Genomic DNA, 23,829 nt, shown 5'->3' on the forward strand with positions numbered 1-23,829 from the left:
GCGGGGTTAGAAAGAAACGTTCAGGCCGGTGGTGAAAATGCGGGGAATCGGGTACTGGTAGTTGGTCACTTCGGGGTCGGCCCCGGTGTACTCCTTGCTCTTGATAGTGAAGAAGTTCTGACCCTGCACATACACCCGCACGCCCTGCAGCCTGATTTTGCCGACCACCGCCGTAGGCAGCGTATAGCCCAGCTGCACGTTGCGCAGCTTCAGGTAAGAGGCGTTTTCGATGAAGTAGGTCGACGAGCGGCCTTCGTTGTTGGTATTCAGCAGCGTGGCCGCCGGAATCGTGGAGCCAGCGTTGGCGGGCGTCCAGGCGTCGAGCAGGCGGGTGCCCCAGTTCTCGTTGGAAGCCAGGGAGGCAAAGTCGGTGCGGAATTTGGCGGCGTTGTAGGCCTCTATCCCCTGCACGCCCTGCAGGAAAATCTGCAGATCGAAGCCCTTGAAACCCGCGCCCAGGTTGAGGCCGTAGCTGAAGTCGGGCACGCCCTCGGTAATCCAGGTCTGGTCGAAGTTGTCGATTTTGCCGTCGCTGTTCAGGTCCTTATAGCGGATGCGGCCGGGCGCGGCCCCCACCTGCGTGGGGCCGCCGCTCACCTCGCCGCTGTTCTGGTAGAGCCCATCGGCCACGTAGCCGTACACGGCGTTGATGGAGTGACCCAGGCGGGTGACGTCCTGGCCGTTGCCGCCGTAGGCATTCACCACTTCGGCCGGCAGCGAGGTCAGCTCGTTGCGGTAGGTCGAGAGGTTGGCGCTGATGCTGTAGCTCACGCCCACGGGCAGCTCGTTCTGGTAGTTGAGCAGAAACTCCCAGCCCCGGTTCCGGATGGACGCGCCGTTCACGAACTGGTCGCCGCCCTCGCCTACCACGGCCAGATACGGCAGGTTCACTAGAATATCCTTGCTGTCTTTAACGAAGTAGTCGACCGAGCCCGAGAGCTTATTTTCCAGCAGGCCGAAGTCGAGGCCGAGGTTGGTTTGGGTGGTCGTTTCCCACTTCAGGCCGGGGTTGGGGCGCTGAAAGCGGCGGTAGCCCGAGGGCAGGTTGGTGTCGTTGCCGTAGATGTCGTAGGCCGTGCCCCGGTCGTACTCAAAGTTGGGGTCGATGGAGCCCAGCAGTGACTGGTACAGGCCGCGGGAGGCGAAGTTGGCAATGTCCTGGTTGCCGGTCTGCCCCCAGCCGGCGCGCAGCTTCAGGTCGGATAAATACGGGGCCTTGTCGCGCACGAAGCTTTCCTCGCTCAGGCGCCAGCCCGCCGACACGGCCGGAAACACGCCGAAGCGGTTGTCCTGCCCGAAGCGCGACGACCCGTCGCGGCGCAGCGTGGCCGACAGCAGGTACCGGTCGGCAAAGGAGTAGTTGACCTTGGCGAAGGTGGACGCCAGGCGGTAGGCCGTGGCCCCGCCGCCGTTGTCCTTGTTGGCGGCACCCGCGTCGAGGTAGGCGTAGTCGGGGTCTTCGCTGGCGAAGTTGGTGCGCGAGGCGTAGCTGCTCTCGTCGTAGGCGCTGATGCGCTCGGCCCCAGCCAGCAGGTCGAGCTGGTGCTTGTCGGCCAGCAGCACGCTGTAGTTCAGCGTATTCTGCCACACCCAGTTACCCCAGAACCGCTCGTTGTTGGTCACGCGGTTGTTTTGCTCCGACAGGTAGCCGGCCTTGTAGGTTTTGTAGATCTGGCGGAAGCGGTAGATGCTGTAGTCGATGCCGAAGCTGGAGCGCAGGTGCAGGCCCTTGAGGATTTCGGCGTCGGCAAACACGTTGCCGAAAGCCCGGCCCGTATTCGAGCGGTTTTGCTGGTTGTCGGTCAGCAGGCGCACGGGGTTGTCCCGGTCGCTCATGCCGGCTACGGGTCCGCCCCAGCCTACCCCATCCACGGTGTGTACCGGCACGATGGACGGCAACTGCGTGGTCCGGTCGCGCACCAGGTTCAGGTCAAACTCGGCCCGCTCGGACTTCACGATGGTCAGGTTTTCCCCGATTTTCAGCTTGCCTTCCAGGAAGTTGTAGTCCGAGTTCAGACGGGCCGTGAAGCGGTCCAGGCCGCTGTACTTCAGCGTGCCGTTGTTGTTGTAGTAGTTCACCGAAAACAACGCCCCACCCCGCTCCCCGCCGCTGCTCACGTCCAGGTTATAGCTCTGAATCAGGGCGTTCTGCTGGGTTTCCTTAAACCAGTCGGTATCAGCGGCCCGCATGGTTTTGTCGGCGTCGATAAACTCGGTGGTGCCCACGCCATCTAGCACGGGCTGGCCGTTGGGGCCCTGGCGGGTCTGGAAAATGTAGTAGGGCAGACTGGGCGTGCCGCCGTCGTTGGTTTTGGCCTGCCAGTACACCCGGCCGTAGTCCAGGGTGTTGAGCAGCTTGATGTTGGGCCCGGGCGTCTGGACGGTGAAGAAGGTCGAGAAGTTAACCCGGGTGGCACCCTTCTTGGCCTTTTTGGTCGTGATAATGATAACGCCGTTGCCGGCCCGGGAGCCGTAGATGCTGGCCGCCGACGCGTCCTTGAGCACCTGAATGCTCTCGATGTCGTTCTGGTTGATCTGGTTGATGCCTTCCTTGGTCGGGATGCCATCGATGACGTAGAGTGGGTCGTTGTTGCCCAGCGTGCCGATGCCGCGGATGCGCACGGTGGCCGTGCTGCCCGGCGCCCCGTCGGTCGTGATTTGCACGCCCGGCACACGGCCCTGCAGGTTGCGGGTCACGTCGTTGGAAGCCATGTCCTTGATGTCGGCGGTCTTGATGACGGCTACGGCCCCGGTCAGGTCGGCCTTGCGCTGCACCTGATAGCCGGTCACGACCACTTCGTCGAGGGCCTTGGTGTCGGGGGCCAGCCGGATGCTCAGGTCGGTACTGGTGCCCACGGCTACTTCCTGGGTCAGGAATCCCACCGAGGACACGACCAGCGTGGCATTGTCGGGCACGGTGAGGGTGAAGCGGCCGTCGGGGTCGGTGGAGACGCCGTTGGTAGTGCCCTTCACCACGACCGTCACGCCGGGCATTCCCTCGCCTTTATCGTCGGTGACGCGGCCACTGATTTTGGTATCGGCGGGCTGGGCGGCACGGGGTGCGGCGCCGGGCTCGGCGGCGTAGGCGGGCACCGCGGCAGCCAGCGGCAGGGCCGTGAGCAGCGTCGCGGCCACGGCCCGGCGCAGGGTGAATAGTCGTTGTGTCATGGGAATTGAGGATGAGGAAGAGGCAGGTAAAAACGCGGAGCCGGTCCGGGTTCCGGGGCCCGCCGCAAACGTTTGCCGGGAGCAGACCACCACCGGCTTGGCCACCGGGCTTCGACCCAAAGGTGGGGTGCAAACGGTTGCGGGAGCTTCCTCTATTCGTTCAAAGAATTGCAGAATTGATTCATTTCCGCAAAATCACACAAACACCTTATAACCAATAAATTAATGATCAATACCAAGCCTTGTCAAACGCCCGACTTTCAGAATTGATACCTGTTTTCAAGAATTGATACATGCCTGAAATGCCCGTCTGGACGAAAAACTAAAAAGCTAGTGCCCCTCCTCAGATGAGGAGGGGCACTAGCTTTTAATCTTGTAGAGTAGCCTCTCTCCTACCCGGCCGTGGTGTGCAGGGCCCGGAACTCGGAGGGCGACACCTGGTAGCGGGCCTTGAAGCTGGTGGAGAAATACGAGGGCGAGGAGAAGCCCAGCTGATAGGCCACTTCGGCAATGGTCAGGTCGTCGGTGAGCAGCAGCTGCCGGGCCTTGGTCAGGCGCACGCCCTGGATGAAGTCGGTGACGCCGGTGCCGAGCACGGCCTTGACTTTGCGGTAGAGCTGCACCCGCGAGATGCCCAGACTGCGGGCCACGTCTTCCACCGAAAGGTCGGAGCGCGACACGTTGGCTTCGACAATAGCGGTGAGGTCGGCCAGGAACTTCTGGTCGACGCGCTGGGGGGCTACCGTAACGGTATCGGTGCTCAGCTCGCGGCGGAAATGCTCGCGCTGCCGGTCGCGGTTGGCCAGCAGGGTACGCAGGCTTTCGAGCAGAAACGTGGGATTAAAGGGCTTGGTCAGGTAGAGGTCGGCGCCGGCCTGCACGCCTTCCACCTGCTGCTCGGGGGCATTGCGGGCCGTGAGCAGCACGATGGGAATGTGGCTGGTGCGCCAGTCGCCCTTGAGCTGGGCCACCACTTCCAGGCCGCTGATTTCGGGCAGCATCACGTCGCACACAATCAGGTCGGGAATGGTTTCGGCGGCCAGGCGCAGGCCGGTGGCGCCGTCCAGCGCCGTGTCGACCTGGAAGTGGGGCTGCAGCTTCTGGGTCAGGAAGGCATTGACGTCGGGGTTGTCCTCGATGACGAGCACCAGCGCTTCGCGGGTGGCGCCGGTAGGCAGCGGGGCGTCCTCGGGGCGGCGGGGCAGCCCTTCGTCGATGGCCAGGGCCGGCACGGGCAACGGCACGGCTTCGTTCGACCGCAGCTCCTGGGGTAGCTCCAGCGGCAGCGTCACGACAAAGGTGCTGCCCTGCCCGGGCTGACTGGTGAAGGTGAGCTGGCCCAGGTGCAGGCGCGTAAGGCCCAGGGCCAAAGCCAGGCCCATACCCGAGCCCTTGGCCGTGGACTGGTTGCCCTGGTAAAACCACTCGAAGATGTGGGCCCGGTCCTGCTCACTGATGCCCCGGCCCGAGTCTTCCACACTGATGCGCACTACGTTGTCGACGGGCACGGCCTGGATGCTGACGCTGATCTGGCCCCGCTCGGGGGTGAACTTGAGGGCGTTGGAAAGCAGGTTGAAAAAGACTTTGTCCAGAATATTGCCGTCGAACCAGAGGCGGATGACGGGCTCGGCGGGCAGGAAGCGTAGACTGATGCCGCGCTGCCGGGCGGGCTTTTCGAACACGTCCATGATTTCGCGCACAAACGAAACCAAGTTGCCCTCGGTGGCCCGCACCGGCATCTTGCCCACGTCGATTTTGCGGAAGTCCATGAGCTGGTTGACGAGCTGCAAGAGGCGCTGGGCGTTGCGGCGCACCAGGCTCAGGTCGTGGCGGTGGGCGGCGGGCAGGTCGGGGGCACCGGTCAGCATTTCCTCCACCGGGCCCAGAATCAGCGTGAGCGGAGTGCGCAACTCGTGCGAGAAGTTGGTAAAGAAGCGCAGCTTGGCCTCCGTTTCGACCCGGGCCCGCTCGGCGAAGTCCTGAATCTGGTTGCGCTGCTGGCGGATTTCCTCGTTCTGGCCTTCGAGCTGCTGATTGATGCGCCGGTTGACGCGGAAGGCCCGAAACGCCACCGCCCCCAGCACGGCCGCCCCAAGCAGGGCGGCGGCCAGCACGTAGAGCACCGTTTGCTGGCTGGCGTAGGTGTCGCGCTGCTGCTGCAAAAGCTGCTGCTGGCGCTGAATATCCTGCTGCTGGCTGCCCAGCTTCTCGGTTTGCAGCTTCATGGTCAGCGCGTTGGTCGAGTCGATGACCATCGTACCGAGGATGTTTTCCTTGTCGTAGGGCTGGCGGCGCAGGATTTTCAGGGCCGTGCGAATGGCTTCCTCGCCCCCGGGTGAGTAGAGCAGCGTGGCCGTGATGATGCCGTCCTGCACCAGCTGAATCCCGCCGCGCATACCGGGCAGGCCATCCACCCCCACGATTTTTACCTGATTCTGGCGGCCCAGCTGCTTACAAACCTGGTAAGCGCCCAGGGCCACCCGGTCGTTGTGAGCAAAAATCAGGTCGACTTCGGGGTGGGCTTGCAGCACGGCGGGCAGGCGCTCCAGCACCGAGGGCCGCTCCCAGTTGCTGTTCACCTGGGCCACGAGCTGCACGCCGGGGTAAGCCTTTAGGGCCTGCACGAAGCCCCGGTGCCGGTCGAGGGCCGGCGATGAGCCGGGCGCGCCCAGCACTTCCAGCACCTGTCCGCGCTGCTTGAGCAGGGAGGCGGCGTAGTGGCCAGCGGTTTGGCCCACTTCCACGTTGTTGCCGCCCACGTAGGCCGTGTAGAGCCGGGAAGTGGTGCGGCGGTCCAGAATCACGACCGGAATGCCGCGGTTGTAGACTTCCTCCACGATGGGCGTGACGGGCTCGGCCTCGTTGGCCGACACAATCAGCAGGTCGATGCCCTGGCGGAGCAGCTCCTTGATCTGCTGTTCCTGCAGGGCACTGTTGTACTTGGCGTCCTTGATGGTAAAGCTAACCTCGGGGTAAAAGCTCAGCTCCTTTTTCATACCCGCCAGCATAGCCTGCCGCCAGGCGTCGCCGTTGGTGCACTGCGAGAAGCCGATGCGGTACTTGGGCGGCGGGGCCGAGTGGGTGCAGCCCGTGAGCAGCGCCAGCACCAGTACTACCAGGCCCACTAATTCCTGCCCGTGCCGCGCCAGCACGGAGCGGCCGGCTTGGGTAGAGTGGCCGGAGAAGGTAAAGTTGGGCATGGAGCAGAACTGAGCAGGCAAAGCTAAAAAGCCCGACAAGCTTTCGGCTCATCAGGCTTGCGGAAGCAGCACTAAGGTACGCAGTTCCGCTGAGCGGGTGTTTGGAAAGGCTAGCGGGGTGACGCGGGGGAGCATCCGGGGAATCAGAAGTCTTAAAATCCCGGTCGTACTACTGGGTGGAGTATTTCCCCGTCGTGCGCCCGGGGAACTAGTCATGCAGGCCCTTGCCCTTCAGGATGTGCGGGGTGTGTTTGGCAACCCTCGCGGCGCGGGTTTTGGCTTGCTTGGGCGCGGCAAAGTAGAGCAGGTAGCCGCGCTGCCGGCCGGGGCTTAGGGTGTGGAAAGCGGCTTTCAGTGAAGCATTCGTATCCAGGGCAGCTTGCAGCTCCTCGGGCACGGGGAACTCCGAGGTGGGTTTGCGCGTGACTTTGCGGCCCGCCTTTTCCACCTCTACAGCCTCCCGGATATAGGCTTGCAGCACGGCTTGCCGCTGCTGAATCTGCCGGCCGTCGGTGAAGCGGATCTGGCGGGCGGCCTGCACGTTCTGGGTTTGCTGCACCAGCAGGCCGCTGGGGTCGCTCAGCAAAGCGCCGTTGAAGAAGTTGAGGGCGCAGTAGTCCTTGAAGGCGTGAATCAGCACCACGTTCTTGCGTTGGAAGGTGTAGCAGGGCACGCCCCATTTCACTTCCTCCGTGAGGCCGCAGCTGAGCACCAGGGCCCGTAACTCGCGCAGCTCGTGCTGCCAGGTAACAACGCTGCACGCCGGGGTGCCGACCAGGGCGCACCGCCCGCAGCCATCCGTGAAATAAAAGTCAACCGTCGGAGCCATGGGGGTTACTGGTTAAGGGTCGGAATTCTGCTGTCGGCGGGGCGGGAATACCACGACACGACCGTCAGGGCCAGGAGCAGCAGCGACGGAAATAGCGTACTAGCGGGTTTGTGGGCGGCCAGGTGGGAAACGATGGCGCCCGTCATGGAGAAGAAAAAGCCGGCGTAGGCCCACTCTTTCAGCAAGGGAAACCGGGGTGCCAGCAGGGCCACCACGCCCAGAACCTTCCAGATCCCCAGCAGCGGGGGCAGGTAGAACGGGTAGCCCAGGTTAGCCATAAAGTCCGTTTCCGCCGGGTTGTTGGCGACCTGCGCCAGCCCCGCAGACAGCATGCCCAGGGCCAGCCAGCCGGTCGCAACCCAATAGATACGCTTGGCTTGCTTGGTCATGGCGCGTTATTTTAAAGGGCGTACTACGTCTTCCAGGCGGTTGTGAGCCATGTTCAGGCCCTTGGCAAAGGGCAGTTGTAGTTGCTGATTTCGTTGCGCCACCGACCGGTAGACGATATGCATGCGGAGCCGGCTCGTGTCGTTGGGCAGGGCCTCAAACTCCAGGAATTCCAGCTGGGGACCAAACGGGGTGTTTTCCATTTCAAAGGTGCGGGTGATTTTCTGGTCGGGGATGAACTCGTGGATAACGCCCCCGGCCCGAAATACCACGTTGCCCTGCGCATCGGTGGTTTCGAACTGCCAGCTGCCGTGCCGTTTGCTTTCGAGCTTCAGCACTCGGGTCCCCATCCACTGCGCAATGATTTCGGGGTCGGTGTAGGCCGTAAACAGCAAGGCCCGCGGCACGTCGAAGTCTCTGGTGATGACGAGGTCCTGTTGGCCGTCTTCCGCGTGGATTTTCGTTTTCAACTCCATAATTACCGGGGGTCTTTTGGCGGGTTGGCCTGGCGCTCTTTCAGAATAGTTTCCAGCTTGTTGAACCGGTCGTCCCACATCTGGCGGAAGGGCTCGATGAAGTCGGCTATTTCTTTCATCCGACTCGGGTTCAGGTGGTAGTAGATTTCCCGGCCGGTTTGCTCCTGCTTCAGCAGCTCGCACTCGGTCAGGATTTGCAGGTGCTTCGAGACGGTGGGCCGGGCCGTGTCGAAGCTGGCGGCAATGGCCCCAGCCGAGAGAGATTGGGAGGCCAGCAGCAGCAGAATAGCCCGGCGGGTGGGGTCGGCTATGGCCTGGAAAGCGTCTCGTCGTAGATTCATCGTGTAGCTATACAAGTATACACGTAGCCATTTGACTACGCAAATCTTTGGCAGCTTTTTTAGCTGCCCGCCCCGGCAGCTGGCACAAGGAGTTACAGACTTGCCCTAGGCTATTGCCCTTACACTCGGCCGCGGCATAGCTGAAACATAGCTTTACGTGGTTAAAGCGAAGTCTTGGAAGACCGAGGCGAAGCCTTAAAAAAGCAGAACACCGTCTTGACGACTCGCGGCGAAGCCTTAGCTGACTGGAGCTTAAGCTTCGGTGACTGCGGCATAGGCTTGGACGATTGAGGCCAAGGCTTGAAGCATCGAGGCATAGCCTTGGAGCATTCGGGGTATAGGCTTTGACGATTGGGGCGAAGTCTTAGCGCATAGGGGCGTAGGCTTGGCATTTGAAGCAAAAAAAGAGGCCCCGGATGGGGCCTCTTTTTTTGCTTAGCAATCGGCTTATGCACCGTCCATGCGCACGATTTTGGGCGTGAAGGAGCCCAGCACGTCCACCAGCTCCTGCTGGCTGTGCATCACGGCATGGATGTCCTTGTAGGCCATGGGCGCCTCATCGACGCCTCCGCCCTGCAATACCACGTCGTGCGCGGCCAGGTACTGGCGCACCTGCGACTCGCTCAGTTCCTGCTTGGCGCGGGTGCGCGACATCAGCCGCCCCGCCCCGTGCGAGGCCGAGCCCAGGGACTCGGCCACGCCCCGGCCGCGCACGATAAAGCCGGGGGCCGTCATCGAGCCGGGAATAATGCCCAGCACGCCCTTGCCGGCCGGCGTGGCGCCCTTGCGGTGCACGATTACCTCGCGCCCATCAGCCATTCGCTCTTTCCAGGCGAAGTTGTGGTGGTTTTCCACTTTGGCCAGGGGCCGCTCGCCCAGGGCTTTGCTGAGGCGCTGGTGAATGTGGTGGTGACAGGCCGAAGCGTAGTCACCGGCCAGGTTCATGGCCGCCCAGTACTCCTGGCCCAGCTCACCGTCGAGGCCCAGCCAGGCCAGGTGCTTGGCTTCGGAGGGCAGCTGGCAGTTTTCCATGGCCAGCTTGGTGTAGTGGTTGGCCACGCTGGCGCCCAGGCCGCGGGAGCCGGAGTGCGAGAGCAAGCCCACGTACTGGCCCAGCGGCAAGCCCAGGTCATTGGTCGGGTCGGTGATGTCGACAATGCCGAACTCGACGAAGTGGTTGCCGGAACCCGAGGTGCCGATTTGCTCGGCGGCCGTGGCCTGCTTGTTACGCAGGAAAGGCACGGCGCGGAACTCGTCGCGCTCCAATACCTCGTGGCCCAGCTTCTTGCCCCGGTCGAAGCCGGTGCGGTTGCCGAAGCGGGTGTTGTCGAGCAGGAGCTTCTGCACTTCCTGCACCCGCTGGGCCAGAAACTTGGGCGGCAGGGCAAACACCGACAGCGCCATGCGGCACCCGATGTCGACGCCCACGGCGTAGGGAATCACCGCGTTGTCGGTAGCCAATACGCCGCCAATGGGCAGGCCGTAGCCGTGGTGGGCATCAGGCATGAGGGCTCCGGCGACGGTCACGGGCAGTTTCATAGCCGTATCCATCTGGTGCAGGGCCCCGGGCTCGATGTGCTCGGCCCCGTAGAGAGCGTAGGGCTTGCGGGCCACCAACTCGATGTGGCGCGACGGGGGCGGCAACAAAGCAGCGGCCACGTGGCTCCAGTCGAGGTGGGTGGAAAAGTCGTGGGGCGCGGCCAGAATGTGCTGGAGCAGGGCCAGCTGGTCGGTGAGGGAAATTTTTTTGAGGTGCTTGCGCTGCAATTGGGCAAGAGCAAGCCCGATGGCGCGACCTTCGGGGAAGCCAAGCTGCCGAAGGTCGTTGCCGCGTAGTTGTTGGGCCATAAAAAGGAGGTCCGAAGACGTGAAGTTGATTGAAGAACGGCCGTTTGCGAGGCGGCGGCACCCACATTTCGGTACCGCCGCCGGCCGCGTTTAGTGACTGAAAAAAAATTGCTTAGCCGAGCCGGAGCAACAGACCACCCGCGCTTGGGGTACTCGCGTAACACCCGCTGAATTGGTCGATGGAACGCGGACGTACGGCATCCGGCCCGGCTAAACAGAAGCCCAACCCGGGCCAGGGAACTAAGCGGCCAGCCTGCTATTGATGCCCGGGCACGGCGGCCCGCTACACCCCGAAGTATGGCTGGCCTACGCCACTTTCCCGGCTGGACTTCCCTCGAAGTGGGCAACAGGACGGGCGGCCCCTAAAAACTGTGCTCTACCCCTGAGCTACTGCCTTGCGGCAGGAAGGATTCGAACCTCCGACCCCAGCGCCCCTAGCGAAGTAAGGCTGCCCTACGGCACCACGTGAAGGAAAAACAAACTGCTGACTCTGGGCTACAAGCGGTAGGCGTTGCTGCCGCGCTGTTGCCAGCGCAGCACCCGCCGCCGAAGCCGCGGGGTGCGGGAGTTGAACCCGTATTCCAAAGAATTACCGAAGTAGCGCCCACCTACGGCACCTGTGGCAGCAGTAAGAAAAACTCGTTGGGGCAACTAAGCGCCCAGCCCATTATCCTGCTCTAACCAGCTGAGATACCGCTATTCCGGAGAACAGCGAGAGGGATTCGAACCCCCGACCCGGGCATTAACAGTGCGAAGTAAGGCTGAGCTACGGCACCCAACGAGGTACGATTCCGGTCTTGTTCGGGGCAACAAACGAAGCGCCCAAACAACTGGCGCGTCTACTTTTCGCCACTCGCGGCCCGGGGGCTACGAGGCGGGGCTCGAACCCGCACGCCTTGCGGCACCAGCTCCGAACGAAGGATTGCGCTCCTACGGCACCCGAAAAAGACCAGAAAACTATATCCGCCGGGGTAATAAGTGGGAAACGTGGCCGAAGCCATTCTGCTCTACCAAGCTGAGCTATTCCGGCCAGCCGCAGCGGCCGACCAAAAGCGGGACTCGAACCCGCGACACGAAGGAACGCTTCCCGACGACACCCGGCGGGCTATTTTAGGCATTAAAGTCAACCAAAGTCCAGGGCAACGGGCGGCGGGCGAGTGTTTTCCTGAGGCTGCCGAAGCAGCGCCAGCGGGATTCGAACCCGTAACCGCGCGTTGCCGAACGGCCTGAAAACGAACCACGAAGTAACGCCCGGCTACGGCACCTGGCCAGTGGCGGTAGCTACCAAGTTGCCGGCGGCAGGCGCGGCCCGTTTGGCCGAGCATTTAGGCCCCCGACAAGGTTGGTATTAGATGGTGAAGGAAGTCATGACAATCAGACGGTTGTAAGGGTGAGAACCGCCAGCTCGACTTCAAATGCCCGGAGCACCGCTTGCGGGGGCTTGGGGTCGAAAATGGCGAAGTCGAGGCGCTGGAAGGAGGTGCGCCAGCCGGGTTCGGCCAGGGCTTCGGCAAAGAGCCGGGCTATCTGGGCCGGGTCGTTGCCGAACACCCCGCAGCCCCAGGCCCCGAGCACCAAGGCTTGGCAGCCGTGGCGGGCGGCCATGCCCAGCACCTGCCGGATGCGCCGCTGCATGGTGGGCTCCAATTCCGGCAACAGCCCCGGGGAGTTACGGCGCAGCGCCCCGGCATTCACGGCCGGCGAGGTGATGATGTCGACGCGGTAGGGCTCGGGAAGCCAGTCGCCGGCGTCGTTGCGCAGCACCGGCACGCCCGGCGAGTAGATGGCGTAGTCGCTGTAGAGGCCGTTGAGGTGGGCGTTGTGCTGGTACATTTCGGGGAACAGCAGCTGGCACGGATACAGTCCCGTGGAGCGGGCCAGGCTTTCTTCCTGGGCCTGACTGCCGCCCAGAAAGCCCCCACCGGGGTTGCGGGCCGAGGCGAAGTTGAGCACCCCGATGCGGGCAAATTCCCGGCTCAGGGCCGCGGCGGCTTCGAGCGTGGTGGCGTGGTACACGCGCACTGCGGCCGGAGCATTGCCAGAGGGTCCGGGTTCCTGCCCCACCGCTACGGCGTCCGCCGGCCGGTAGAGCAAGCTGCCTTGCGCGGCAGCGTGTTGCCAGGCCCCGATGCTGACTTCGGTGCCATTCGCGGAATAGCGGCCGGTTTCGAGGGCATCGAGGGTGAGGCGGGCCAGTTGTTGACGATGTTCGCGGTTCATAAAAGGGGCAGGAATATTTCGGACTTCCGGGAGGCGGGAGCAGCGGCCGGATTGCCGCCGCTCCGTACCGCTTTAGGGTCGCAGAGTTGGGTTGTGAAGCAGAAGAGCCGGCCGTATAGCCTCCCTCCTACAGGTCTATTTTTTCAATTTCGGTCAGGGCCGAGCCGCCGTTTTCCAGGGCTTCCAGCACGTCGAACACTTTATCCGACCAGCCGGCAATAAGCGCCACGCCGTGGCCTTCGCGCACTTCGACCGGGGCCGAGCCGTGGCCGGCCAGGTCGAAGAGGTAGAGCCGGGCCTGGGGCGCCACCGTGCGGCGGTAGTCGAGCCAGGCCTGGGCCAGGGTGCCGCCGTCGCCGGTGCTGTTCCAGAGCTGGCAGTCGGTGAACAGCATTACCTTATCGACCACCTCGCGCCGCTGCAACAGGTCCTGGACGACCAGGTAGCCGTTGGTGCTGTAGCCTACCTCGCCTTCGCGGCGGTAGAACTCCTGCACGTTTTGCAGCACCCGGCCCTGGGGCAAGCTGATGCGCTTCCACGAGTCGCCGAACATGCCGGTAACCACGTGGCCGCAACGGCTTTGCAGCAGCATACCCAGCACCAGGCCCACGTCGTAGAGCAGCACCTTGCTGCGCTGCGACACCGGCTGCTGCATCGAGCCCGACACGTCGCAGGCCACGACCACGCGGGTGTCGGCCGCAAAACCGCGCAGGTTAGCCGCGCTGTGCCCAATGGCCGTTTCCAGCGCCTCCAGCACCCGGGCTACGTAGCCCGACTGCACCAGCAGTACCTCGCGGTAGGCCGCCAGAAAGCGGAAGGGCAGCTGTTTGGCGCGGGCCGCCGCAAACCGGTCACTGAGCGTGGCGCACACCTGCTCTATTGCCCCCGCCGACACGTCGGCTTCGAGGATGTTGCGCAGGTTGCGCAGCAAGGCCATGTAGCCCAGCTTGCCGCTGCCAATCAGGGTTTCCCAGGCCCTGCGGAAAGCCGTGGTGCGCTCCTCGGCCGAAACAAAGGCTTGCTGGCCCAGGGCCGACAGCTCGGTTTCCCAGGTGTAGGGCGTGGGCAGAGTGCCCTGCACCAGCTGGTCGAACAGGACCTGCTGCTCGGGCGTGCGGGCCGTGGGGTGCACCAGAAACAGGGCATCCCGCAGGCGCACCTGCCCGGCCCGGTCGTACTTGGCCAGCTGGTAGCCGTCAAACCGGTTGAAGGACAAGGCCAGGCCTTTCTGCACCTGCTTGGACAAGCGGTTGAGGGTTTTCACCCCGGCCCGCTCGTTGGCCAGCGCGTAGTAAGCCAGCAGCTCGGTGATTTCGTCGGCGCGCTGCACCACCCGGGCCACCAGGCGGCTCACCAGACTGTCGCCGCGGTGCAGGCGGGCCAGCTCCACGGTGAGTACCAGCGGCACGGTGCGCAGGTAGAGCTGCTCACGGGCATACACCGCCAGGCGGGCCACAAACGCGGGGTCGTTGCGGGCTACCAGCTCACGCAGGCGCGACAAACGCGTGTCGGCTTTTTCGTAGAACTGGTCGCTGAGGGCGGCCGTGGCTACGGCGGCGTACAGCTCCAACTGGGGCGTAAGCAAGTAAGCGGCAGCTCCCGCGTGGTTAGTGGTTTTGGGTTTACGAAAGGTAAAGTTGAAGCGCATGGCGGTGGGAAGGTAGAGCGTGAAGGAAAGCGTATAGGAGTGCGGTTTGTATTTAGTGCCAGACGATGATTCAGATGATTTCTTAATTAATTTTTACTTGAAACAGGTAGTGCATTTTAAATTAGACGCACTTCGTCCAGGCCGGAAAATCACATGAATTTTTCCAGATAAATAGACATGAAAAAAGCCCGGCTTTTCGGGGCCGGGCTTTTTTCATGGATACGTCACGTAGGATTCAGCTACGTAAATTGTCCAACGAAAAATCCCGGTCACACCAGTCCCGCTCACGGCTTTGCTGCCGTTTATTCGGGACCTGGGGCATAAATAGTGCGGATGAGAGGCGCATGACCAATGGGGTGTAAAACAAACAACCCGAACTGGTTAGGTTCGGGTTGCGGAAGTTTTCAGGGAAGAACTCTGAACTACTCAGCTAGACCGAACCGACTATGTGCCTCTGGGCGCATATCGACTTGTTTGAAGGAATTGTGGTAGCTGCGTAGCATGGCTTGTTGATTTTGATGTGACAAAGGTGAAGGATGTTTTTTAAATACGCAACACTTGGTTCAATTATTTTGGTAAATATTTTTCAAATAAGTTACAAAACTATTGACAAAGCATTTAAATAGCGTTTTTCGCCTATAATTTAAGCTCGCACGAATTTAACAGCTAACGTAATTAAGCTATAGCCATCTGTCATCCTGAGCTTGCGAAGGACCTTATGGGATATATACAACTAGCGCAACAACGATTCATGCTAGCGTGATAAGGTCCTTCGAGAAGCTCAGGACAACAGACGAAAAAGGAGGAAAGAATAAAATAACGTCCGCACGCAATTGCGTGTAGTCGACTTCACTAAGCTACCTTTCACCGGGTAGCCCGCCAACTATGCGCCTCTTTACGTACTACTGGCTGCACCACTTTGCTTCTGCATGCCCTGCCTTGCCACTTCCGAGCGCTACACGCTCGAGCTGCCCGCCGGCCACCGCTTCCCTATTGCCAAGTACGAGCTGATCCGGGGGCAGCTGCTCTGGCAGGGCATTGCCCCACTCCCCGACTTCTACGACCCGGGCCTGTGCGCCGAGGAAGACGTGCTACGGGTGCATACGGGCGAGTACTGGCGCAAAGTGCGCGACCAGCAGCTCTCGGCCGCCGAGGTGCGCCGCCTGGGTTTGCCCCAGAGCGAGCGGCTGGTGCTTCGCTCCCTGAGCAGCTCGGCCGGCACGGTGCAGTCGGCGCGAAGGGCCCTGCACGATGGCGTGGCTCTGAACCTGGCTGGCGGCACCCACCATGCCTTTGCCGACCGGGGCGAGGGTTTCTGCGTGCTCAACGACATTGCCATTGCCGCTGCCCACCTGCTGCACCACGGCCTGGCCCGGCAGGTGCTCGTGGTAGACTTGGACGTACACCAGGGCGACGGTACGGCCAGCATTTTCCGGCACGAGCCCCGCGTATTCACCTTCAGCATGCACGCCGGGGCCAATTACCCGCTGCGCAAGGAGCAGTCGGACCTGGATGTGGCCCTGCCCCTGGGCCTCGACGACGCGGCGTACCTGCAACAACTCACGGAAGTGCTACCCGGCCTGATAGAGCGGGTGCGGCCCGACTTCGTATTTTTTCAGGCCGGCGTGGACGTACTGGCCACCGATAAGCTCGGCAAGCTAGCCCTGACCCAGGCCGGCTGTCGGCGGCGCGACGAGCTGGTGCTGGGCCTATGCCGACAACATGGCCTGCCGGTAGCCGTGAGCATGGGCGGCGGCTACTCCGAGCGGATCAGTGACATCGTGGATGCCCACTGCAACACGTTTCGGGTAGCTTACGAGCTGTTTGGGTGAGGAAAATGTTGAGTTAGTGAGTTAGTGACTTAGCGAGTTGATGATCTAATTCGTCTGTCATCCTGAGCAAATGACAACCCGTGCCCGGCCAACCGCGCGCTGCCTTACCTTTGTCCCATGAATCTGCACAACCCCGCTACCGACCTGCCCGCTGCCAACTCCCTGCCCGTCCGGGCCCCGGAGCCGGCCCCTGGCACGCCGGCCCAGCAGGCGTTTCGCCAGGCTATTCAGGACGTGGAAAACCTGCGCGAGCGGCTGCGGGAGCTGGAAACCGGCCAGGCCGAGGCGCGCCGCCGCTACTGGCAGCAGGTGGGGCCCATTGCCCAAACGGTGGTAACGGCCCGCCGGGGCCTGTTTGAGCCCCTGGAAGAAGCCTTGCTCCTGCCCTACTTCAACCGCGCCGAACAGCGGCACCTGGAAGAGCTGCTGCTGAACAACGCTAAATCGTTGCGCGACCGGTTCGGCGAAGACGTCAGCGACATTCTGCAGCGCCACGCCCCGCACGCGGGGAGCAAAGAGTCAGCAGAGACGCCCCGCCAGCAGCCTGCCGCTGACTTAGATGCCGAGCCACAGCAGCCACAGCGGCGCCAGCCGAAAGGCAAGGGGCACAAAGCCCGGGAAGCCGCCGAAAAAGCCGCCCGCGAGGAACAGCAGAAGCTGCTGGGCAACACCAAAAATCTGTACCGGCAGCTGGCCCGCGCCAACCACCCCGACCTGGAGCGCGACCCGGCCCTGGCTCAGGAAAAAACGGCGCGCATGCAGAAAATCACCGAAGCCTACGAGGCCAACGACCTCTACACCCTGCTCCAGCTGCTGTCGGAGCACGCGCCGGGCAGCACCGACACTGAGTCGGAAGACCTGCTGGCGCGCTACACTCAGGCTTTGCGCAAGCAGCAGGACGAGCTGAAGCAGCGCATGAATGAGCTGAAGTACGGCACCACCAGCGCCTTTGCCGCCACCGGCAAAAAGCAGGAAGCCGAGCTGCGCCAGGTGAAGCGCCACCTGCGCGCCGAGGCCGAGTACCTGCAGCGCATATTGCCCCTGCTCCAGGAGCCCGAAGACCTGCGCGACCTGCTCCGCCAGCTCTCTGCCGAAGGCCACGACTCTATTTAATGTGAGAAATATGGGGGAATGTGCGGATGTGGGGACTGTGAGCAGTGTGTCCTTGCAAGGAAACGAACTCTGCCTTAGCACATCCGCACATCCCCCCATTTCTCACATTAAACCACATTCTTCACATTAAAAACCCGATTATCTGCTGCAGTACGGCTGGGTCGCGCATGATGCGGTTGTGGCCCAGACCGGCGGTGGGGCGAAAGTCGAGGCCGGGCCAGCTGCGGGCTATATCTTCGGCCTCGTGGAAGGGAATGGTTTCGTCGGCGCGGTCGTGGAGCAGCAGGGCGCGGGCGGCGGGCACCTGGTGGCCCACGGCGGTCAGGCTAAAGCTTTCGGCGCGGCGCCCGTGGCGGGCTTCGGCGTAGCGCGTCATGCGGGCCGCCACCTTCGTGGGCAGGCGCACCAGTTCGGCAAAGCGTTGGAATACGGCCGGCGTGCTGCCCGGCACGCTCAGCAGTACCAGGCGCGGCAGCAGCTGGCCCTGGTTGAAATGCACTGGCAGGCCCGCCGTGGCCGCCGCCCCAAACGAGTGCGCCACCACACCCCAGACAGGCCCGGCCTGGTCGGCCACCAACTGAATAGCCTCCCCAAACATGGGCAGCGTGGTGCGCCGCCCCGACGAAGCACCGTGGGCGGGTCCATCAAACGCCACCACTCGGTAGCCAGCCTCCACCAGAACCTGGGCCAGCGCGCCCCAAAAGCTGGCCCGGTGCTCCCAGCCGTGCACCAGCAGCACCGTGCGCCTCCCGGCAGGGTTCCACTCGTAGGCAGTTAGGTGGCCTTTGCCAAACGGCACGGTAAAGCGGCGCGCGTCGGCTAGGGCTGCCGCCTCCCAGGGCTTGACGGGCAGGCGGCGCGGCGTAGTGAAGAGCCGCCAGGCCGACTGAAAGGCCAGTGTGGTAGATACGGCCGCCAGCAGCCGAAACTTCAGGCGCAGCAGCTTCAGCACGGGCGGCGCGGGGGGTGGCGGGGGCGCGGTAGCAGTAGTCATGGTCCGCAAATATCCGCACTATCCCCGACTCCGGCCCGCGGCCCGAGGTTAGTCGTCTTGCTCCTGCAGGCGGGCCAGCAGCTCTTCCACCTGCCGCTCCAGGCGGCCTACCCGGTCTTCCATCGTAGACGGGGGCCGCAAGTGAGTGGTAAACACGGCTTTTACTTCCCATATTTCCAGGGCCTGATCCAGGGAAAATTCTTCGGAGCCGTAGTCGGGGTTGTCGGCGCGCAGCTTCAGGCGGGAGTCCGAAATCCGCTCGGCCAGGCGGCGCACCAGCAGGCGGCTCTGGGTGACGAAGGCGTAGATGCGCTGCACGCGCAGGTTGGGCGCGGCCAGGTCGAGGCGGCGGCACAGCACCACATCCTGGTGGCGCAGGCCCTGCTGCTGGTGCTGCATTTCGGCCCCTACGATTTCAAAGGCCCGGGTGGCGGGCCCCAGGCTGTGCGGAAACGTGAGGGGCGGCAGGGCATCCAGAAAGGCGGAGTCGTGGTGCTGCACGATGTATTCGAGCAGGCGGGCCGCGGGCACAAAAGGCGTGACGCCGGGTTGCTGATCGGCTTGCGCAGCTGGCTTGGCCGCGGGTGCCGGAGCCGCATCCTTCTGAAAAATATCGAAATGATAGAGCTCATTTACCGTCAGCTCTTTCGTAAGTAGCAAGTCTACCGACAAGCCAAAATGATGAGCAATCTGAATCAGCGTCTCCATCTTAGGTTCCGAGCGCCCTTCCTCGTAGGCGCCCACGCTCGGCCGGGCCAAGCCAAACAATTCGGCAAAAGCCGCCTGACTCAGCTTTTTAACCGTCCTAATCTTGCGAATGTTCTTCCCAACGTACGACATAGCAGTCAAAAAATATTTCGCTCAAAACTTGAGCACGTCTCAAACTTTGAGTAGACTTGCACCGTAAAGCTACCATATTCAATGTAACCCCTCTACAATACAGCTATTTTTTTGAGCACCTGGCACCTTCTGCTTGCCTCCCTCCTGCTCCGCTTTTATTACCTTCTGGTTTTCCCGCTTATTACTTTCCATGGCCGAGAGCTACTTCATCAAAATCCAACGCTACCTGCTGGAGCTGGACTTCGACATTCAGCACCAGGATGCCGCCTCCAACATCTTTGTGGTGAGCAAGCCCGACTTGGGCATCGAACACTTAGTGCTGGGCTGCGGTGAGCCCCTGCTGATACTGGAGCAGCACCTGCTGGATTTGCCCGGCTCCAGCGTCACGGTGTACCAGCGGCTGCTGCAGAAAAACCGCGACATCATCCACGGCGCCTTCGTGCTCGACGACTCGGGCCGCAAGGTCATCTTCCGCGACACGCTCCAGCTCGAGCAGCTCGACCGCCCCGAGCTGGAAGCCGTGTTCAACTCCCTGGCGTTGCTGCTCAGCGAATTCAGCGACGAACTGATTGCCTTCTCTAAGACTCCTAGCCCCCAACAGCCATGAACATTTTCAGCCGCCTCTTCAAAATTGGTCAGTCCGAAGCCCACTCTGCTGTGAATCAGCTTGAAGACCCGATCAAAATGACCGAGCAGGGCCTGCGCGACCTGCGCCAGGACCTGGACAAAAGTCTGCACGCCCTGGCTGAGGTGAAAGCCATGGTGATTCGGGCCCGCAACGAGGGGGAAGCCTTCCGCGCCAAAGCCCTGGACTACGAGAACAAGGCCGTGCTGCTGCTGCAGCGCGCCCACAAGGGCGACTTACCGGCCGCCGAGGCCGACCGCCTGGCCAGTGAGGCCCTGCTGAAAAAAGCCGAAAACGAAACCCAGGCCGGCCGCGCCGCCGCCGACCAGGAAAAGTTTGCCGCCTCCGCCACCCAGCTCGACCAGAACGTGCAGCAGCTCAAACAAACCATGAGCCAGTGGGAAAACGAGCTAAAAACCCTCAAGGCCCGCGTGACGGTAAGCACCGCCACCAAAACCATCAACCAGCAGCTGGCCCAGATTGACTCTTCCGGCACGGTAGCCCTGCTGGAACGCATGAAGGAAAAAGTGGCCGCCGAGGAAGCCCTGGCGGAATCCTACGGCCAGATTGCCCAGGAAAGCCGCTCTATCGACCAGGAAATCGACCAGGCCCTGCAGCACAGCGGCGCGGGCAAAGCCGCCGCCGACTTGCAGGCGCTGAAGGAAAAACTGGGGCTGGACGCCGCCACGCAGTAAGCCGGGCTTCGCTGCCGAAACAAAAATGGGTGGGATACGCCGGGGCCGGGTTGGCCCGCGCACCAATTTCCCTACCTTTAACCTGCCCATTGTATGCCTATGACCGAACTTCTACAAGCGGCGGTTTCCCCGCCTAATCTGCTGGCCACGGGCATCCTTATTTTCGTGCTGCTCTACTGGCTCACGGTCATCATCGGGCTGCTCGATTTCAAGACGCTGGATCTGCACCTGCACGACGCCCACGATGTGCCCCACGACGCCGACTTTAGCGTCAGCTGGCTCAACAACGCCCTGGCCTTTTTCAACCTGGGCCGGGTGCCGCTGATGGTGTTTCTGAGCTTCGTGGCCCTGCCGCTGTGGGTAGGCAGCATTCTGGTTAACTACTACACGCACAACACGTCCTGGCTGCTGGGCGTCGGGTTTTGCCTGCCGCTGTTTATTGGCAGCCTGTTGGTGGCCAAAGTGCTGACCACGCCCTTCGTGCACCTGTTTGCCACTTTCGAAAAAGATCAGGCCGGCAGCAGCAACCCCATCGGCAAAGTGTGCACGGTGCTGCTGCCCGCCTCCCAAAGCCACCTCGGCCAGGCCATGGTGCGCACCAACGGCGACACGCTGATGCTCAACGTGAAGGCCGCCTCCGCTACCGAGCTGCGCAAGGGCGACACGGCCCTGGTCATCGACTACCACGCCCCGAGCCGCTGCTACCTCATCGAGCCCTACGATGCGCGTTAAGCCTGCGCGGCGATTCCCTCGTGGAATAGCTGTACTCTTTGCTCATTGACTTTTCGAATACTTCCTAATAGAACACCTCTTTTTGCCTCTCCTACTGATTTTACTTCTACCCTGCTTTTTATGATTGGTCAACTCTCATTCGCCGTGCTGATCACGCTCGGCCTGTTCCTGCTCGGCATCATCGCCATTGTGGTGCGCATGTACCAGAAAGCCGTGCAGGGCGAAGCCATGGTGCGCACCGGCCTGGGCGACACCAAAGTATCGTTCAGCGGCATTTTCGTGATTCCGGTGCTCCACAAGCTGGAGGTGATGGATATTACCCTTAAGAACATGGTCATTGCCCGGGCCGGCTCGGAAGGCCTGGTCTGCAAAGACAACCTGCGGGCCGATGTGAAGGTGAACTTCTTCGTGCGCGTCAACAAAACCCACGACGACGTGGTGCAGGTGGCCCAGAGCATCGGTTGCCGCCGCGCCTCCGACCCCACGGCCCTGGAAAACCTGTTCGACGCCAAATTCTCGGAAGCCCTGAAAACCGTGGGCAAGCAGTTTGACTTTATTGAGCTGTATAACTCCCGGGAGCAGTTCAAGCAGGAAATTCTGCGCATCATCGGCACCGACCTTAATGGCTACGTCCTCGACGACTGCGCCATCGACTACCTCGAGCAAACCCCGCTCAATGCCCTGAACCAGGACAATATTCTGGACGCCGAGGGTATCAAGAAGATTGTGGCCCTGACCTCGGAGCAGAAGATCCAGGCCAACTCCATTGCCCGCGAGATGCAGAAAACCATCAAGAAGCAGGACGTGGAAGCCCAGGAAACCATCTTGCAGCTCGATAAGCAGCTTATCGAAAATCAGGAAAAGCAGAAGCGCGAAATTGCCAACATCAAGGCCCGCGAGCAGGCCGAAACCGAGAAGGTGCTGCAGGAAGAGAAGCTGAAAGGCGAGAAGGCCCGCATCACCACCGAAGAGGAAGTGGGCATTGCCGAGCAGAACCGCGACCGGCAAGTACTGGTGGCCGAGCGCAACAAGCAGCGCACCGACGCGGTGGAAACCGAGCGGGTAGCCCAGGCCAAGGCCCTGGAAGCCAACGAGCGGGAGCGGATTGTGGCCCTGGCCCAGATTGAAAAGGAAAAGGCCCTGGAAGAAGAGAAAAAGAACATTCAGACTATCATCCGGGAGCGAATCGTGGTGGAAAAAGCCACGGTGCAGGAGGAAGAGAAAATCAAGGATACTCGCGCCCAGGCCCAGGCCGACCGCGAAAAGCTGGTGGCCATTACGGCCGCCAAGCAGCAGGCCGAAGCCGCCACGGTAGCCTTGGTGGGCAACGCCGACATGGAGCGCCAGGCCGCCGAGTTCCGCGCCAAGCAGGCGCTTATTGATGCCGAAGCCGAAAAAGCCTCGGCTGAATTCCGGGGCCAGGCCATCCGCACCCTGGCCGAAGCCGAAGCCAGCAAAGCTACGGCCGTGGGCTTGGCCGAAGCGCAGGTGATGCAGGCCAAAGCCACCGCCCGCCAGAAAGAAGGCGAAACCCAGGCCACCGTGCTCCAGCTCACCGCCGCCGCCGAAGCCCAGGCCATTCAGGCCAAAGCCGGCGCTCAGGCCGAAGCCGACGAGAAGCTGGGCTTGGTAGCCGCCAAGGTAAACCGCGAAAAAGGCCTGGCCGACGCCTCCATCATTGAGGCCCGCGCCGACGCCGACCAGAAGAAAGGCTTGGCCGAAGCGGCCGTGTCGGAGCAGAAGTTTGCGGTGGAAGCCAAGGGCATCGAAGCCAAGGCCGACGCCATGAAAAAGCTCGACGGCGTGGGCAAAGACCACGAGGAGTTCAAGCTGCGCCTCGACAAGGACAAGTCGGTGGAGCTGGCTCAGATCAACATCCAGAAGGATATTGCCGCCTCCCAGGCCGAGGTGATTGGCGAGGCTTTGAAAGCTGCTAAAATCGACATCGTGGGCGGCGAAACGATGTTCTTCGACCAGATTATTGGCTCGATTACCAAGGGCAAGATGGTGGACCGCACCGTGCACAACAGCGAGGTGCTGGGCACCGTGAAAGACGCCTTCTTCTCGCTCGACGGCGGGGGCGACTTCAAAACCAACCTGCGCCGCTTCGTGGATCAGTTCGGGCTGAGCTCGGAGGAAATCAAGAACCTGAGCGTATCGGCCCTGCTGCTGAAGATGATGAACAAAGCCGGCGACGAGGCGACGCGCAACACCATCACGGAGCTGGCCAGCACGGCTACGGCCCTGGGCATTGGCGACAAGCCGGCCAAGATGCTGGAGCTGAAGTAGAGGCGCCTCACCCCCTAGCCCCCTCTCCGAAAAGGAGAGGGGGAACTAGCTTTAATTGTTGAGGCTAAGGCTAGTACTATTTCCTATTTACTTCTAAAACTTAAAGCTAGAGCCCCTCTCCTTTTTCGGAGAGGGGTTGGGGTGAGGCGGCTAAAAGCTAGCCCCGGAACTCTAGCCATCTACTTTATGCAAGCACCCGATTCTAACACCTCCCCAACTACAACCCGGCAAATAATAAGCCTCGTCCTTGGGCTGGCTGTCGGTATTGCCTTCTTCGCGGGCGTCGTCTACTTCGTTAAAGCGGATAGGGCCGAGAAGCGGGCGTTGATTCTGAAGAATCCGGGATATGCCACGGGCATCATTACCCGGATAAGAACCCACAAGGCGAAGCGGGTATCCGTGCAGTACACGGTTGGCGGAGTGAAATATTCCCTTAAAACCAGGGTACCCAGAGCCTTTTTACGCACTCACGAAAAAGGCGATACTACCGCTGTCATCTATGCTACAACAGATCCAGCCAGGGCTATTCTGAAGGCCACGTTGCGGCCTTCAACAAAATAACTAGCCGTTTTTTCTCCTGGCAAGGGTTCGT

The 23,829-nt window shown here is 61.9% G+C and carries 18 protein-coding genes; 7 read left to right on the forward strand and 11 right to left on the reverse strand.

Annotated features, from left to right (window positions below):
* Positions 1-6: 6 nt before the first annotated feature.
* From LGH70_RS06615 to LGH70_RS06655, 9 genes are all read right to left on the reverse strand, one after another.
* The gene (locus LGH70_RS06615) at positions 7-3,168 is read right to left on the reverse strand and encodes a SusC/RagA family TonB-linked outer membrane protein (protein WP_226183887.1); all 3,162 of its coding nucleotides are present in this window, start codon (positions 3,166-3,168) and stop codon (positions 7-9) included.
* A 392-nt stretch (positions 3,169-3,560) separates the two neighbouring features.
* The gene (locus LGH70_RS06620) at positions 3,561-6,368 is read right to left on the reverse strand and encodes a substrate-binding domain-containing protein (protein WP_226183889.1); all 2,808 of its coding nucleotides are present in this window, start codon (positions 6,366-6,368) and stop codon (positions 3,561-3,563) included.
* Between the two features lie 208 nt (positions 6,369-6,576).
* The gene (locus LGH70_RS06625; protein WP_226183890.1) at positions 6,577-7,197 is read right to left on the reverse strand and encodes a YdeI/OmpD-associated family protein; all 621 of its coding nucleotides are present in this window, start codon (positions 7,195-7,197) and stop codon (positions 6,577-6,579) included.
* Positions 7,198-7,202: 5 nt separating this feature from the next.
* Positions 7,203-7,586, reverse strand: coding sequence for a DoxX family protein (locus tag LGH70_RS06630; protein ID WP_226183891.1), 384 nt, complete (start codon positions 7,584-7,586; stop codon positions 7,203-7,205).
* Positions 7,587-7,592: 6 nt separating this feature from the next.
* Positions 7,593-8,060 carry an SRPBCC family protein gene (locus LGH70_RS06635; RefSeq protein WP_226183892.1) on the reverse strand — a complete coding sequence of 156 codons (468 nt, stop codon included), beginning with the start codon at positions 8,058-8,060 and terminating at the stop codon, positions 7,593-7,595.
* 2 nt (positions 8,061-8,062) lie between these two features.
* A complete protein-coding gene (locus LGH70_RS06640; RefSeq protein WP_226183893.1) occupies positions 8,063-8,401 on the reverse strand; it encodes an ArsR/SmtB family transcription factor in 339 nt (112 codons plus the stop codon).
* Between the two features lie 447 nt (positions 8,402-8,848).
* A complete protein-coding gene (locus LGH70_RS06645) occupies positions 8,849-10,249 on the reverse strand; it encodes an RtcB family protein (RefSeq protein WP_226183894.1) in 1,401 nt (466 codons plus the stop codon).
* 1,374 nt (positions 10,250-11,623) lie between these two features.
* On the reverse strand, positions 11,624-12,469 hold the full coding sequence (locus tag LGH70_RS06650) for a TIGR02452 family protein (RefSeq protein ID WP_226183895.1): 846 nt from the start codon (positions 12,467-12,469) through the stop codon (positions 11,624-11,626).
* Positions 12,470-12,596: 127 nt separating this feature from the next.
* Positions 12,597-14,117: a TROVE domain-containing protein gene (locus tag LGH70_RS06655; RefSeq protein WP_226183897.1), complete on the reverse strand. Its 1,521-nt coding sequence runs from the start codon at positions 14,115-14,117 to the stop codon at positions 12,597-12,599.
* Positions 14,118-15,046: 929 nt separating this feature from the next.
* On the opposite strand from LGH70_RS06655, the gene LGH70_RS06660 reads away from it, so the two are divergent.
* Both LGH70_RS06660 and LGH70_RS06665 read left to right on the forward strand, forming a co-directional pair.
* Positions 15,047-15,949, forward strand: a complete 903-nt coding sequence (locus LGH70_RS06660; protein ID WP_226183899.1) for a histone deacetylase family protein — start codon at positions 15,047-15,049, stop codon at positions 15,947-15,949.
* 117 nt (positions 15,950-16,066) lie between these two features.
* Positions 16,067-17,062 (forward strand): J domain-containing protein, encoded by a 996-nt coding sequence (locus tag LGH70_RS06665; RefSeq protein ID WP_226183901.1) that lies wholly within the window; start codon positions 16,067-16,069, stop codon positions 17,060-17,062.
* 121 nt (positions 17,063-17,183) lie between these two features.
* Here the strand turns inward: LGH70_RS06665 and LGH70_RS06670 are convergent, their stop codons facing one another.
* Positions 17,184-18,056, reverse strand: coding sequence for an alpha/beta hydrolase (locus tag LGH70_RS06670; protein ID WP_226183903.1), 873 nt, complete (start codon positions 18,054-18,056; stop codon positions 17,184-17,186).
* A gap of 48 nt (positions 18,057-18,104) precedes the next feature.
* The gene (locus LGH70_RS06675; RefSeq protein WP_226183905.1) at positions 18,105-18,896 is read right to left on the reverse strand and encodes an XRE family transcriptional regulator; all 792 of its coding nucleotides are present in this window, start codon (positions 18,894-18,896) and stop codon (positions 18,105-18,107) included.
* Between the two features lie 190 nt (positions 18,897-19,086).
* On the opposite strand from LGH70_RS06675, the gene LGH70_RS06680 reads away from it, so the two are divergent.
* The 5 genes from LGH70_RS06680 to LGH70_RS06700 all read left to right on the forward strand — a co-directional run bounded on the left by LGH70_RS06680 (position 19,087) and on the right by LGH70_RS06700 (position 23,798).
* Positions 19,087-19,503, forward strand: a complete 417-nt coding sequence (locus tag LGH70_RS06680; protein ID WP_226183907.1) for a YbjN domain-containing protein — start codon at positions 19,087-19,089, stop codon at positions 19,501-19,503.
* Positions 19,500-20,216 carry a PspA/IM30 family protein gene (locus LGH70_RS06685; RefSeq protein ID WP_226183909.1) on the forward strand — a complete coding sequence of 239 codons (717 nt, stop codon included), beginning with the start codon at positions 19,500-19,502 and terminating at the stop codon, positions 20,214-20,216. The genes LGH70_RS06680 and LGH70_RS06685 overlap by 4 nt, the downstream gene beginning before the upstream one ends.
* A 99-nt stretch (positions 20,217-20,315) precedes the next feature.
* The gene (locus LGH70_RS06690; RefSeq protein ID WP_226183911.1) at positions 20,316-20,948 is read left to right on the forward strand and encodes an OB-fold-containig protein; all 633 of its coding nucleotides are present in this window, start codon (positions 20,316-20,318) and stop codon (positions 20,946-20,948) included.
* Positions 20,949-21,068: 120 nt separating this feature from the next.
* A complete protein-coding gene (locus LGH70_RS06695; RefSeq protein ID WP_226183913.1) occupies positions 21,069-23,237 on the forward strand; it encodes a flotillin family protein in 2,169 nt (722 codons plus the stop codon).
* Positions 23,238-23,423: 186 nt separating this feature from the next.
* Complete coding sequence (locus LGH70_RS06700) at positions 23,424-23,798, forward strand: DUF3592 domain-containing protein (RefSeq protein WP_226183915.1); 375 nt, start codon at positions 23,424-23,426, stop codon at positions 23,796-23,798.
* Positions 23,799-23,829 lie beyond the last annotated feature (31 nt).

Origin of the sequence: Hymenobacter nitidus (assembly GCF_020447315.1) — a bacterium.
Taxonomy (GTDB): domain Bacteria; phylum Bacteroidota; class Bacteroidia; order Cytophagales; family Hymenobacteraceae; genus Hymenobacter; species Hymenobacter nitidus.